This is a genomic window from Pantoea sp. 18069, from assembly GCF_902706035.1.
Taxonomy (GTDB): Bacteria; Pseudomonadota; Gammaproteobacteria; order Burkholderiales; family Burkholderiaceae_C; genus Comamonas.
Genome location: NZ_CACSJA010000040.1, coordinates 32227 through 44656, shown reverse-complemented (window position 1 = coordinate 44656; position 12430 = coordinate 32227). Strand labels below are relative to the sequence as shown.

The 12430-nt window shown below is 68.9% G+C and carries 7 protein-coding genes; 4 read left to right on the top strand and 3 right to left on the bottom strand.

The window, feature by feature from the left end; translation table 11 throughout:
• A partial coding sequence (locus GVL12_RS26740) for a hypothetical protein (RefSeq protein ID WP_235033950.1) occupies positions 1-274 on the top strand: 274 nt, incomplete at its 5' end.
• Here GVL12_RS26740 and GVL12_RS22305 read toward each other — a convergent pair.
• Positions 261-1034, bottom strand: coding sequence for a LytTR family DNA-binding domain-containing protein (locus GVL12_RS22305; RefSeq protein ID WP_200844005.1), 774 nt, complete (start codon positions 1032-1034; stop codon positions 261-263). The genes GVL12_RS26740 and GVL12_RS22305 overlap by 14 nt on opposite strands.
• Positions 1031-2101, bottom strand: coding sequence for a sensor histidine kinase (locus GVL12_RS22300; RefSeq protein ID WP_159917759.1), 1071 nt, complete (start codon positions 2099-2101; stop codon positions 1031-1033). The genes GVL12_RS22305 and GVL12_RS22300 overlap by 4 nt, the downstream gene beginning before the upstream one ends.
• Positions 2102-2153: 52 nt before the next feature.
• Between GVL12_RS22300 and argH the strand changes: the two genes are divergently transcribed.
• Both argH and GVL12_RS22290 read left to right on the top strand, forming a co-directional pair.
• Complete coding sequence (argH, locus tag GVL12_RS22295) at positions 2154-3611, top strand: argininosuccinate lyase (RefSeq protein ID WP_159917758.1); 1458 nt, start codon at positions 2154-2156, stop codon at positions 3609-3611.
• 69 nt (positions 3612-3680) lie between these two features.
• Positions 3681-4670 (top strand): Bug family tripartite tricarboxylate transporter substrate binding protein, encoded by a 990-nt coding sequence (locus GVL12_RS22290; protein ID WP_159917757.1) that lies wholly within the window; start codon positions 3681-3683, stop codon positions 4668-4670.
• A 6-nt stretch (positions 4671-4676) separates the two neighbouring features.
• Here the strand turns inward: GVL12_RS22290 and GVL12_RS22285 are convergent, their stop codons facing one another.
• Positions 4677-6173, bottom strand: coding sequence for a hypothetical protein (locus GVL12_RS22285; RefSeq protein WP_159917756.1), 1497 nt, complete (start codon positions 6171-6173; stop codon positions 4677-4679).
• A gap of 172 nt (positions 6174-6345) precedes the next feature.
• Here GVL12_RS22285 and GVL12_RS22280 point away from each other — a divergent pair, with 172 nt between their 5' ends.
• Entirely contained in the window at positions 6346-12330 is a 5985-nt protein-coding gene (locus GVL12_RS22280) for an alpha-2-macroglobulin (RefSeq protein WP_159917762.1), read from the top strand.
• The last annotated feature ends 100 nt before the right edge of the window (positions 12331-12430 follow it).

Here is a 12430-nt window from a genome sequence, read left to right as displayed (position 1 = left end):
TACGGGCCTGGTGACGGGGCGCGTGATTTCTCACGAACCAGCTCCCCTCGGGAATGTCGACAACCGGCTCCAGCCCTTGCGGGCTGCGATCCAGACCTTCGGACCTTTACCTTTGTCCTGCATGATCCGGACCTTGCAGAGCAGCGAACTGAGGAAGCATTCGCTGGTGCGTCTGAACGACCTGTTATCGACGCAGCGGGTTGGGTACCGCTTTCCCTGGTCAATCTGGCTTGATGCCTTTCAGTTCCAAGCCCCGTCTTTTAGGGCGGGGTAATTGACGGGTCTTCGTGACTGCGCAGCGCCGCGCGCACCGCGGGCAGCTGGCGGCGCGAGACCGCGAGCGGCTCGGCGATGCCTTGCAGGCGCACGGCCCAGCCTTCGCCTTCCTCGGGGTCGTGGTGTTTCTCCAGCGTGCGCAGCGCGCGGCGCGCGACCAGGGCGTTGCGGTGTATGCGCAGAAACTGCACGGCATGGCGCGCTTCGAGCTCATTGAGCGCGCTGTCGAGGATGTAGCTGTGTTCGGCCGTGCGCACCGTCACGTATTTGAGTTCGGCCTTGAAGTAGATCACTTCGTCCAGCGGCACGCGCTCGGTGCGGCCGCGGTCCTGGATCAGCAGCGCGCCGGTGCTCTGCGGCGGGGCGGGCGCGCGCTGGCGCAGCAGCTTGGCCAGTGTCTGCTGCAGCCGCGCGAGCCGCACGGGCTTGGTCAGGTAGTCGAGCGCATCGAGCTCGAAAGCGTTGACCGCATGCAGGCTGTGGGCCGTGACGAACACCAGCGCCGGCGGCTGCGCAAGGCTGCGCAGGCCTGCGGCCAGCGACAGCCCGTCCTGGCCCGGCATATGGATGTCGAGCAAGATCAGTTCGATCGGCGCGGCCTGCAGCAGCGCCCAGGCCTGGGCGCTGCCCGTGGCTTGGTGCACGACCAGCGGCGGCAGGGTGGGGTCGCTGTGCGTGGCATCGGCCAGCAGCGTCTGCAGCCGGCTGCGCGCCAGCGCTTCGTCGTCGACCAGCAGGATGTGCAAGGGGCGGCTCATGCAGTGCCCTCCAGCGGCAGCGTGATGCGCACGCGGTAGCCGCCCTGGTGGCTGCCGGCGCTGAAGTCGGCCTGCAGGTCGTGCAGCAGCGACAGGCGCTCGCGCACGTTGCGCAGTGCCATGCCATGGCCGTGGGTAGACGCGGCCGAGGCCGGTGGCAAGCTGTTGACGATGGTGATTTCGACGCGGCCGTGGCGCAGCCGGGTGGTGAGCGTCAGGCTGCCGCCGTCGGCGCCGGGCTCTATGCCGTGGCGTATCGCGTTCTCCACCAGCGGCTGCAGCAGCAGCGGCGGCAGCCGCGCGCTGCCCGCAGCGGGGTCGAGCTGCCAGTGCGCGCGCAGCCGCGCGCCGAAGCGCACCTGCTCGATGGCGAGATAACGCCGGGCCAATGCGATTTCCTCGTCCAGCGTGGTGCTGCCATGGGGTTCGGCCAGCGCGCAGCGGAACAGGTCGCTCAAGTCTTCGAGCAGGGCTTCGGCCTGGGCGGGCTCGGCGCGTACCAGCGCGATCGCGCTGTTGAGTGTGTTGAACAGGAAATGCGGGCGTATGCGCGACTGCAGTTCGGCCAGCCGCGCCGTGGTCGCGGCCGGCGCGCGCGCGCGGGCGCGCAGCTGAAGCGCCGTGACGAGCAAGGCCGACAGCAGCGCGCCGCTCGCGGCGCTGGCCAGCCAGGGCGAGGTCGGCGCATCGGCGACAAGCCACAGCATCGCGCAGGCATAGACGCCGCACAGTGCGCCCAGCCCCATGCCGGCCGCGTACTGGGCCGGCACCGGCAGGCGCTGCAGCAGGCGCTTGAGGCCGCAGGCCAGGACCAGCCACAGCAGCGTTGCGGGCAGCGTGCCGCTGGTGATCAGCGCCATGCGTGCCAGCCATTCGAGCGCGCTGGCCGCGCCGAAAAGCGCGGCCGTGGCGACCACGCCCTGCACGAACAGCACGGCCCGCAGCACCACGCCGACATGGCAGGCATCGAACACCAGAATGCGCTGCGCCGCACCGGCCGTGGGGGCTAGTAGAGGACCGGATTCGTCGGAACCGGGCGGGGTCGATAAAATTTGCATATCTTGCATTGCGGCATCCGGTTCTTCCGGGTGTCATGAACCCTCTGATTATTGCCCCTCCATGTCCAACAGCTCCACCACGCAACCTTCCCACAACCAGCTCGATACCAAGGCCCAGGCATGGTCGGCGCTGTTCTCCGAGCCCATGAGCGACCTCGTCAAGCGCTATACCTCGAGCGTGTTCTTCGACAAGCGCCTGTGGCAGGCCGACATCATGGGCAGCCTGGCGCATGCCGAAATGCTGTCCGCCCAGGGCATCATTTCTGCCGAAGACCATGCGTCCATCGAAAAGGGCATGGCCCAGATCACGGCCGAAATCGAGGCCGGCGGCTTTGACTGGAAGCTCGATCTCGAGGACGTGCACCTGAACATCGAAGCGCGCCTGACGCAACTGGTGGGCGACGCGGGCAAGCGCCTGCACACCGGCCGCAGCCGCAACGACCAGGTCGCGACCGACGTGCGCCTGTGGCTGCGCGGCGAGATCGACGTGATCAGCGGCCTGCTGGGCGAGCTGCAGCAGTCGCTGGTCGAGACCGCCGAGCGCCATGTCGACGTGATCCTGCCGGGCTTCACCCACCTGCAGGTGGCCCAGCCCGTGAGCTTCGGCCACCACCTGCTGGCCTATGTCGAGATGTTCCAGCGCGACGCCGAGCGCATGGCCGACGTGCGCCGCCGCGTCAACGTGCTGCCGCTGGGCTCGGCCGCGCTGGCCGGCACCACCTACCCGCTGGACCGCGAACGCGTGGCGCGCACGCTGGGCATGGAAGGCGTGTGCCAGAACAGCCTGGACGCCGTGAGCGACCGTGACTTCGCGATCGAGTTCAGCGCCGCGGCCGCGCTGTGCATGGTGCACATCAGCCGCTTCTCGGAAGAACTGATCCTCTGGATGAGCCAGAACTTCGGCTTCATCAAGATCGCCGACCGCTTCACCACGGGCTCGTCGATCATGCCGCAGAAGAAGAACCCCGACGTGCCCGAACTCGCGCGCGGCAAGACCGGCCGCGTGGTCGGCCACCTGATGGGCCTGATCACGCTGATGAAAGGCCAGCCCCTGGCCTACAACAAGGACAACCAGGAAGACAAGGAGCCGCTGTTCGACACCGTCGACACGCTCAAGGACACGCTGCGCATCTTCAGTGAAATGGTCGGCGGCCAGCTCAACCCGGCCACGGGCGTCAAGGAAGGCGGCATAGGCGTCAACGCCGAAGCCATGGAACGCGCGGCGCTCAAGGGCTATGCGACGGCGACCGACCTGGCCGACTACCTGGTCAAGAAGGGCCTGCCGTTTCGCGATGCGCACGAAACCGTCGCGCACGCCGTCAAGGCCGCGATCGCCGAAGGCGTGGACCTGTCGGAGCTGCCGCTGGCCACGCTGCAGGGCTTTCACCCGCAGATCGAGCAGGACGTGTTCGAGTGCCTGAGCCTGCGCGGCTCGCTCAACGCACGCAATACGCTGGGCGGCACGGCGCCCGCGCAGGTGCGCGCCCAGCTCGCGCGCCACAAGGCACGCCTGGCGTAAGCGCCGCCCCGGGCAGCGCGGCACCGGGGCTGCGCTGCCGTCCTTTTGATTCCACTGGAGTGATCGTTCATGCACCTCTCGCGTCGCCGTCTTCTGTCCCATGCCGCCGTGGTGTCGTCCGTCGCGGCATGGGGCGCCGTGCATACGGGCGCCGCCCATGCGGCGGATCCGCAGCCCATACGCATCCTCGTGGGCTTTCCGCCGGGCGGGGGCACGGACGCGATCGCGCGCCTGCTGGCTGAAAAGCTGCGCGACGCGCTGGGCACCACGGTGCTGGTCGACAACCGCCCGGGTGCGGGCGGGCAGATTGCCGCGCAGTTGCTCAAGGCGGCCGCGGCCGACGGCCACACGCTGTTCCTGACGCATGACCACACAATCTCCATCCTGCCGCAGGTCGTGAAGAAGCCGGGTTTCGATCCGGCCCAGGATTTCGTGCCCGTGGTGGGGGTGGGCACTTTCGTGAATGCGCTGGCGGTGTCCAGCCAGACGCCGGTGAAGAACCTCGCCGAGTATGTGCAATGGGTGCGCCAGAATGGCGGCAAGAGCGCCGTGGGCATTCCCGCGCCCGCATCGACGCCGGAGTTTCTCGTCAAGCAGCTGTCGGAGCGCTTCGAGCTGGACCTGGTGGCCGCGCCGTATCGCGGCAGCGCGCCCATGCTGGCCGACATGCTGGGCAACCAGATCCCAGCGGGCATCGCCGCCGTGCAGGACTTCATCGAGCACCAGCGCGCGGGCAAGATGCGCGTGATCGCGGTGCTGGGCGACCGGCGCCAGGCGTCCATGCCCGACGTTCCCACGCTGGGCGAGCAGGGCGTCAAGGGCTACGAAGACCTGCCGTACTACGGCATCTACGCGCCCAGGGGTACGCCCGCGGCCTTCATCGAGCGCTTCTCGGCGGCCACCGCCAAGGTGCTGCAGCTGCCGGAGGTGCGCGAGCAGCTGGTGGCGCTGGGATTGACCGTAGGCCACATGGCGCCGCAGCAGCTCGCGCAGCGCGAGCAGGCCTATACGCGCGCCTGGACGACCATCATCCGCAAGAGCGGCTACCAGCCGCAGTAGGCGCCGCTAGGAATCCACCGGATGGTATTGGGCGAAACTGACGTTGCGTCCAATCAGGTCGTCAAGGCTGAAGTATTCGGGCTCCCGGCGATTGCCCCAAGGGTTTTGCAGATACACGCCGACGGGCTGTTTCTCCACGTTGTATTCGATCTGCTGCAGCAGCAGTGCATGCTGGCTGTGGATCTGGCCGTGCGCATCAGGCCTGCCGTATTTCATGCCCACATAGACGAAACCATTGGCACCGCCTGAGGCGAGGCAGCGCTCGCTGCGGTCGAATGCCTTCAACTGCAGCGCAAGCTCGTGAACATTGTCGGGGCGGATCGAGAAGGCCCCTCCCGCATATCCCAGCAGGTTGGCGATCAGCGGGTCATAGTTGCCCGCTCTGTCCTTGTGGGCGATGAGGGAGTCCCGGTCGGAGCGCAGGCCGCTGTGGCGTTCCCTGGCGTGGCCGATCAGCGTGAATTCGGAGCCCGCCGCGCCGCCCTTCTCCAGCTGTACAAACGCTTTTTCCTCGGCGACCTTGTCCAGGCGCAGCAGCAGGTTTCCGGAGAAATGCTCGAGGATATTGACAATCAGCGAGTTGGTATGGGCCGAGCGGGTTTCGCCAATGATTTGCTGGAGCTTGTCTTCACGGATATCCACCTGCAGAACGCCGTTTTCCAGGGACAGGTCATAGCCTTTGTCGCGCATGAAGGCCAATTCGGCGTCATCCGCGCAGATGGTGGCCAAGGTTTCCTGATCGAGCTCGAGGTCTCCGTTCAGGTCCTGCAGGTGGATGTCGCGGATGTTGAAGGCGGTCGGCCGCACCTCGAATTTCAGCCGCAGCTGATGGTCTGGCGTGATCTCGGCCATGCCCTCTATCCTTTTCTGCATGGCCGGGTTGCTCATGATGCCCATCATCGTGGCCAGCGCGTAGCAGTCCCCCGTCTTGCCCTGCTCGATGAGAAAGCGGTCGCTGCGGTGGACCAGACTGGCCGCCGTCGGGGAATGGTTCTGCAGCTTGCAGAGATAGTCATCGACCGCGATGGCGTTGCGCGTGTGCTTCAGCTCGGCGATTTCGGCTTCTTCCTGCATGCCCTTGCGCTCCTGCAGCAGATGGCCGTCGAGGCGCATGGCGTAGTCCCAGGTCTCATCGGCGTTCTCGACCACCTCCAGCGTGAGCCTTTCCCGGTGCTCGGGCAACATGAGGCTGCGCAGGTTCTGGAAATCCTGCATTTGTTGCGCGGTTCCACCCGGTCCGTCATCGTCTGGCGGACGGTTGATGGCGGCATACAGCGCGCGGATGGCCGCTTCCTTGGCGCCGCCACGGAAGACCTTGTCGATCAGGCTGTCGAGAAGGCCCATGCTTGCTGCGGCGTCGACAGATTCGGCCTGGGCAATGCGTTCAAGCCGGCGCGGGCTGATATGCGATAAATCTATGTGCATGTCGATTGCTTGGGTAGGGCGGGGCAACATCTGCCGCCAGGCAGGGCACGGCGGGTCTTGTTGGGTAACTTCCGGCATTCCCGGGTTCCGTCGGACGCGTGGGAGAAAAGCCGACAAAGCGCTAAGCTCCGGCGTGTGAATATGTGTCGTCCAGCGACGATGGACGGGGATCGTCATGTTTTGTCCGGGCGCCACCGCGCATGCCTATGCTCCATCGGCCCAGCCGGCTTGAGAGGGAATACTCGTGGGAATGAATCAATGGACGGGCGCCTTGCTGGCGCTGTGGGCCGGCAATGCGCTGGCGCTGACGGTGGGGCAATTCAGTCCCCAGGGGGAAGTCGGTAAGGTGCAGCAGGTGCGCGTGCAGTTCGACAGCGCGGCCGTGCGCTTTGGCGACCCCAAGGCTGCGGCGCCGCTGCAGCTGTCGTGCAGCGAGCCCCAGGCCGCGGCCGGCACGGGCCGCTGGACCAGCGAGCGCGAATGGGTGTTTGATTTCACGCGGCCGCTGCCGCCGGGCGTGCGCTGCACGGCCCAGCTGCAGGCCGGGTGGAAGTCGCCCGCGGGCCAGGTGCTGACGGGAGCCATGCGCTACCAGTTCAGCACTGGCGGACCGCAGGTGGTGTCCATCCTGCCGCCGACCTATGAAGCGGCCGATGAAGCGCAGTTCTTCGTGCTGCGTTTCAATGGCCCGGTGGCGCGCGAGACGCTGCTGGCCCACGGCTATTGCGCGCTCGAAGGCCTGGGCGAGCGCATTCCCCTGCGCTGGATAGACGGCGATGAACGTGCAGCGTTGCTCAAGATGCGTGACTGGAGCCAGGCGGGCGCGGGCGCGCCGCAGCAGATCGCGACGCTGGCCTGCAATCGCACGCTCACGCCTGGCGCCAAGCTGCGGCTGGTGCTGGGCAGCGGCGTTGCCACGCCCAGCGGCGTTGCCACGCGCAGCGCGCAGGAGTTCGCGTACAACGTGCGCGAGCCTTTTTCCGCCGAGCTGCGCTGCGAGCGCGAGAATGCGCAGGCCGCCTGCCTGCCGATACGGCCCATGCGGCTGTCGTTCAATGCGCCCGTGCCGCGCGCGCTGGCCGAAGCCGTGCGGCTGCAGGGCGGCGGCGCGACGCTCAAGCCGGTGCTGGGCGACGGCGACGACCCGGCCGTGCGTCCCGACCCGCAGGGGCTGGTCGACGGCCTGCGCTTCGAAGGCCTGTCCGCGCAGACCAGCTACCAGCTGCAGCTGCCCCAGGATTTCAAGGATGCGGCCGGGCGCACGCTGCGCAATGCCGCGGCCTTTCCGCTCACGGTGGCCACGGGCGACATGCCGCCGCTGGTCAAGTTCGCGGCGTCGCCGTTCGGCATCGTCGAGCGCTTTGCCGAAGGCCCCGAGGGCCCGGCGCTGCTGCCCGTGACGGTGCGCAAGGTCGAGGCCGCGCTGCAGGGCCAGCAACTGCAACCCGCGGGCCAGGTCAGCCTGCTCGAGCCGCGCACCGATGCCGACATCATTGCCTGGCTGCGCAAGCTGCAGAACTATGACCGCGGCCAGGTCACGCGCGCCCAGGCCAGCCGCGACGTGCATGGGCCGCTGCCGCCGGTGATAGACCGCGACGACCGCCAGAGCGTGCAGACGCGCATGCTGTCGCTGCTCGCGGGCCAGTCGCGTGTCTCGTCCATGGCGCTGCCCGCAGCCGTTGCGGGCGACCCGCGGCCGTTCGAAGTCGTGGGCATTCCCTTGAGCCCGGGCTTTCATGTGGTCGAGATCGCCTCGCCGCTGCTGGGCACGGCGCTGCTCGACGCGCGCTATGGCGCGCAGCGCAGCATGTATGTGCGCAGCTCGGCGCTGGTGACCAATCTGGCCGTGCATTTCAAGCTCGGCCGCGAGAACTCCGCGGCCTGGGTGACCACGCTCGACAAGGGCCAGGTCGTGGCCGGCGCCAGGGTACAGGTGTCGAGCTGCAATGGCGACGTGCTGGCCTCGGCCGTGACCAATGCCCAGGGCCTGGCGCAGTTCACCGACCTGTCGCCCCAGCCGCCCCAGTGCCGCGGCGACGGCTACCGCAATGCCGCCTATTTCGTCAGCGCGCGCGCCCAGACTTCGGCCGGCCCCGAACTGGCCTTCGCCTGGAGCGACTGGCAGCGCGGCATCGAGCCCTGGCGCTTCAATGTGCCGACCAGCAACAGCGCGCGCGCCGACATGCTGGCGCACACGGTGTTCGACCGCACGCTGCTGCGCGCCGGCGAAACGCTGGCCATGAAGCATTTCCTGCGCCAGCAGAACGGCGCCGGCCTGGTGCTGCCCGCGCAGCGCCCCGGCGAGCTGCGCATCACCCATCTGGGCAGCGGCCAGAGCTTTCGCCAGCCGCTCCACTGGCGCGATACCGGCAGCGGCGGGCTCAGTGCCGAAAGCCGGTTTCCCGTGCCCGCGGGCGCCAAGCTCGGCGAGTACGAAGTCGAGCTGCGCGAGCCGCAGGATTCCTCGTCGTTTCGTGCGCTGACCAGCGGCGCGTTCCGCGTCGAGGAGTTCCGCCTGCCGGTGTTCGAAGGCCGGGTCGGACCCTCCGATGCCAAGCCGCTGGTGCGCGCCGAGAAGCTGCCCGTGCAGGTGCAGCTCAACTACCTTGCGGGCGGTCCGGCCGATGGCCTGCCGGTGCGCGTCTCGGCGCTGGTGCGCGCGCATTCGCCGTCGTTCCCCGGCTATGACGATTTCCGTTTCAACCCGCCGCGCACGGCGGCTGACGGCGCGCAAAGCGACGACGAGGAAGCCACGGCGGCCCAGGACACGCGCGTGATCGCCGATGCGCTGGCGCTGGTGCTGGACCGCCAGGGCGCGGGCCAGGTCGAACTCCCCTCGCTGCCGCGTGGCAGCCAGGCGCGCGAGCTGCTGATCGAAGCCACCTATGCCGACCCGAGCGGCGAAGTGCAGACGCTGCGCAGCACGCAGACCCTGTGGCCCGCGGCCGTGGTCGCGGGCATACAGGCCGAGAACTGGGTCTCCACGGCACGTGACATGCAGTTCCAGGCGCTGGCGCTGGGGCTGGGCGGCAAGCCCCAGGCCGGCGTGCCGCTCAAGGTGCAGGCGCTGGCGCGCATCACGACCAGCAGCCGCAAGCGCCTGGTCGGGGGCTTCTACAGCTACGACAACCAGACCACGCTCAAGGACCTGGGCACGGTGTGCTCGGGCAAGAGCGATGCCCAGGGGCGGCTGCGCTGCACGGCGAAGATCGCCCAGGCGGGCGAGATCGAACTGGTGGTCACGGCCAGCGACAGCGCGGGCCATGAAGTCCAGGCCGCGACCTCGGTCTGGGTCACGGGCCAGGGCGAGCTGTGGTTTGGCGGCGAGGACCATGACCGCATGGAGCTGCTGCCCGAGCAGCGCAGCTACGCGCCCGGCGAGACCGCGCGCCTGCAGGTGCGCATGCCGTTTCGCCATGCGACCGCGCTGGTGGCCGTGGAGCGCGAAGGCATTCTGAGCACGCGCGTGGTGCAGCTCGAAGGCGAGAATCCGACGGTGGAGCTGAAGATCGAGGAGGGCTGGGGGCCCAACGTCTATGTGAGCGTGCTGGCGCTGCGCGGGCGCCTGCGCGAAGTGCCCTGGTACAGCTTCTTCACCTGGGGCTACCAGGCGCCGCGTGCCTGGTGGAATGCGTTCCGGCACGAGGGCCGCGAATATGCGGCGCCGACGGCGCTGGTCGACCTGAGCCGGCCCGCGTTCCGCCTGGGCATGGCCGAACTCAAGGTCGACGCCGCCGCGCACCGCATCGCGGTGCAGGTCAGCGCCGACCGCGAAACCTATCCGGTGCGCGGCAAGGCCCAGGTCACCATCACGGCCAGGCTGCCCAATGGCCAGCCCGCGGCCGGCGCCGAAGTCGCGCTCGCGGCCGTGGACCAGGCGCTGCTCGAACTCATGCCCAACGGCAGCTGGGAGCTGCTTGACGCCATGCTGCCGCGCCGCGCCTGGGGCGTGCAGACCGCGACCGCGCAGATGGAAGTCATAGGCCGGCGCCACTACGGGCGCAAGGCCGTGCCCGCGGGCGGTGGCGGCGGGCGCAGCCCGCGGCGCGAACTGTTCGACAGCGTGCTGCTGTGGCAACCCACCGTGGTGCTGGACGCCAAGGGCCAGGCGCGCGTCGAGGTGCCGCTCAATGATTCGCTGACCACGTTCGAGATCGTCTCCGTCGCCGATGCGGGGACGCAGCTGTTCGGTACCGGGCGCACCAGGATACGCAGCACCCAGGACCTGCAGATCATCAGCGGCCTGCCGCCGCTGGTGCGCGAGGGCGACCGCTTTCGCGCGCAGATCACGCTGCGCAACACCACCGGGCGCGCCATGCAGGTGCAGGTGCAGCCGCGTGCCGCGCCGCTGACCTTGGCCGCGCAGCGCATCACGCTGGCTGCGGGTGCATCGCAGGAAGTTGCCTGGGAAGTCACGGTGCCGGTCAATGCCGCGGGCGGCAGCGCGCTGGAGAACCTGGCTGCGGGCCTGGACTGGGAAGTCGACGCCGAGGATGTGACGCCGGGCGCGCCGCCCGCGCGCGACGCGATTCGAACGCGCCAGCGCATAGAGGCGGCCGTGCCGCTGACGGTGCAGCAGGGCACGCTGGTGCAGATCGACGGCCAATGGCAACTGCCGGTCTCGCCGCCGGCGGATGCCTTGCCCGGGCGCGGCGGCTTGCGCCTGGCGCTCGCGCCCAAGCTGGCCGACGGCCTGCCCGGCGTGCGCGACTGGTGGCTGCGCTATGCCTACACCTGCCTGGAGCAGATCAGCAGCCGCGCGCTGGGCCTGAATGATGCCGCGCAGTGGCAGCAGGTCATCGCCAAGATGCCCAGCTATCTCGATGAAAACGGGCTGGCCTCATATTTCCCGCCGCGCGCCGGTGCCGAGCACCGCGGCAGCGATACGCTGACCGCCTACCTGCTGGCCGCGAGCCACGAGGCCGCGCGCCAGGACCCGCGCCTGGCCCTGCCCGAAGCGCTGCGCATGCAGATGGAAAGCGCGCTGATCGCGTTTGTCGAAGGCCGGCTCGAACGCCCGCTGAGCCATCCGCGCAGCGACCAGGCGCTGGCGCTTGATATGCGCAAGCTCGCGGCCATCGAAGCGCTGTCGCGCCATGGCCGCGCCGCGGCGCGCATGCTCGAGAGCATACGCGTCGCGCCCGCGCAGTGGCCTACGCACGCGCTGATCGACTGGGTGCAGATCCTGCAGCGCCTGCCCGAGGCCGCGCAGCGCGAGCAGCGGCTGCAGGAAGCGAAGCAACTGCTGCAAAGCCGGCTGTCCTTCCAGGGCAGCCAGGTGGTGTTCAGCACCGAGAAGGACGACCACTGGTGGTGGCAGATGCAGGGCGGCGACAGCAATGCCGCGCGCCTGCTGCTCACGGCGCTGGCGCTGCCCGAGTGGCAGGACGACGTGCCGCGCCTGGCCCAGGGCCTGATCGCGCGCCAGCGCGGCGGCGCCTGGACCACGACCACCGCCAACCTCTGGGGCGTGCTCGCGCTGCAGGCTTTCTCGCGCGAACGCGAAAGCACGCCGGTCGCGGGGCGCACGCTGGCCCAGTTGGGCACGCAGAGCGTTGTCAAGGAATGGCGCAGCATGGCGGGGTCGCCCGGCGGTACGCCGGGCGTTCCTGCGGCGGGCGTTCCGCTGGGCGCGACTCCCGTGGGCGCGCCCACACCGTCCGCAGCCGGCGCCAACTCCCTGTTCCTGCCCTGGGCACCGGGCGCGCTCACCGTCACCCACGAAGGCGCGGGCAAGCCCTGGCTGAGCCTGCAATCGGTTGCTGCCGTGCCGCTGCGCCAGCCCTTCAGCGCCGGCTATACCGTGCGCAAGACCGTCACGCGCGTCACGCCCTCGCAGCTGCCCGCAGGCAGCTACCGGCGCGGCGATGTGCTCGACGTGACGCTCGACGTCACCTCCACGGCCGACATGGGCTGGGTTGCGATCACCGACCCGATTCCCGCGGGCGCGACGATTCTGGGCAGCGGCCTGGGCCGCGACTCGGAAATCGCCCGGCAGGGCGGGGCCGACAGCGGTGACGAAGGCAGCGCGCCTGCGTTCGAGGAGCGCAGCTTCTCGTCGTGGCGCGGCTACTACGAGTGGTTGCCGCGCGGCAGCATCAAGGTGCGCTACCGCGTGCGCCTGAGCAATGTCGGCGAGTTCGCGCTGCCGCCCACGCGCGTCGAGGCGCTGTATGCGCCCGAGATGTTCGGCGAGGCGCCGAACGCGCCGGTGAAGGTCGTGCCCGCGCCCTGAGGCGTCACAGAACGCTCTCCTTGCATGTCACATACCCCGTGGCGTGCAGGGAGGGGTATGCATGACTTCAGGGCAAGCACCTAGAAAATTGACATCCATC